Source organism: Paenarthrobacter sp. CM16 (assembly GCF_013179505.1).
Classification (GTDB): Bacteria; Actinomycetota; Actinomycetes; order Actinomycetales; family Micrococcaceae; genus Arthrobacter.
Genome location: NZ_JABMCX010000485.1, coordinates 1 through 2,020, shown reverse-complemented (window position 1 = coordinate 2,020; position 2,020 = coordinate 1). Strand labels below are relative to the sequence as shown.

The window sequence follows — 2,020 nt, the reverse complement described above, 5'->3', positions numbered from 1 at the left end:
CTGGTTGTCGCGTCCGTGAATGCCGTCGCCGTTGAGGAACACGCCCACTGAGCGGCCCAACGCCTCATCCCAATCCGAGGGACTCATGGTGCTCGCGTCAGCATCCAGCCAAACGATGTCAGGGAGACGTTCGCCTTCGCCCCGCAGGACCGGACGTCCGTCAAAGAACCGGCTCCGGCGGAGGCTGGGGTGCTTGGCGCGGAGGGCGCACACCGCCGCGGTGAACTCGATGAGCGGCTGGTCCACGTTTTCCCAGTTGATCCACGTGAGTTCGGAGTCCTGGCAGTAGCCGTTGTTGTTGCCGTTCTGCGTCCTTCCCAGTTCGTCTCCGTGCAGGAGCATGGGGACACCTTGGGAGAGGAACAACGTGGCAATGAAGTTGCGCTGCTGGCGTGCCCGCAGGCCAAGGACCGTGGGGTCATCCGTGGGTCCTTCGGCGCCGCAGTTCCATGAGCGGTTATGGGACTCGCCGTCGTTGTTGTCTTCACCATTGGCTTCGTTGTGTTTCTCGTTGTACGAGACGAGGTCGGCCAACGTGAAGCCATCGTGGGCAGTAACGAAGTTGATCGAGGCCACCGGTCGACGGCCGGAGTGCTCGTAGAGATCTGCCGAGCCGGTCAAGCGGGACGCGAATTCTCCCAGGGTGGAAGGTTCACCGCGCCAGAAGTCGCGGACGGTGTCCCGGTACTGGCCATTCCATTCCGTCCACTGGGGCGGGAAGTTGCCCACCTGGTAACCGCCGGGGCCCACATCCCACGGCTCGGCGATGAGCTTCACCTGGGAAACGACCGGATCCTGCTGGATGAGTTCGAAGAAGGTGGAGAGTTTGTCGACGTCGTAGAACTCGCGGGCCAGGGTGGACGCGAGGTCGAAGCGGAATCCGTCCACGTGCATCTCGGTCACCCAATAACGCAGGGAGTCCATGAGCAACTGCAGGGAGTGCGGGCTGCGGACGTTCAGCGAATTTCCGGTGCCGGTGTAGTCCATGTAGTACTTCTGGTCGTCCTCCACCAGCCGGTAATACGCGGAGTTGTCGATGCCCTTGAAGGACAAGGTGGGGCCGAGGTGGTTGCCCTCGGCCGTGTGGTTGTACACCACGTCCAGGATGACTTCGATCCCTGCCGTGTGAAGGGCCCGCACCATGGCTTTGAAGTCCTGGACCTGCTGGCCGGTATCACCTTTGGAGCTATAGCTGTTGTGCGGGGCAAAGAAGCCGATGGTGTTGTAGCCCCAATAGTTGTTGAGGCCCTTGTCCTGCAGTATGCCGTCATTGACGAACTGATGCACCGGCATGAGTTCGATCGCGGTGATGCCCAGCTTCTGCAAGTGGGAAATCACGGCCGGATGCGCGACGCCCGCGTAGGTTCCGCGCTGTTCCTCCGGAATTTCCGGGTGCATCTGGGTCAGGCCCTTGACGTGGGCTTCGTAAATGACTGACTTGTGGTACGGAATCCGAAGGAGCTTGTCGCCATCCCAGTCGAAGAACGGGTTGATGACGACGCCCAGCATCATGTGCGGTGCAGAGTCCTCGTCGTTTCGGGAGTCGGGGTCCCCTAGGTTGTACGAGAACAGGGCCGGGTCCCAGTCGATCTGCCGGTGGATGGCCTTGGCGTAAGGATCCAGCAGCAATTTGTTGGGGTTGAAGCGCTGACCGGCATCGGGATCGTACGGGCCGTGAACCCGATATCCGTACTTTTGCCCAGGCTGAACCTGTGGAAGGTAGCAATGCCATACATATCCATCTACCTCGGTGACTTCTACGCGGACTTCCCCGCCGTCGTCGTCAAAGAGGCACAACTCAACTCTTTCGGCATTCCCGCTGAACAGCGCGAAGTTGGTGCCGGTGCCGTCAAAAGTGGCTCCCAGCGGATAAGCCGATCCAGGCCAGACTTCCATGCGTTCTCCTCTTGATGATGCGAACAACTGCTGCAAGCCTACTCATGACCCATGACACGGACAGTAACCTTAGGGTCTTGTCCGGTCGCATTCCGCGCTCAGCGAACCAAGGACGCTTGGAACC

Annotated in this window: 1 protein-coding gene; it reads right to left on the bottom strand. The window is 60.4% G+C overall.

The features are described from left to right. Positions 1 to 1,896: glycogen debranching protein GlgX (gene glgX, locus HP499_RS23700; RefSeq protein WP_172326491.1), on the bottom strand; the 1,896-nt coding region annotated here is incomplete at its 3' end. Between the last annotated feature and the right edge of the window lie 124 nt (positions 1,897 to 2,020).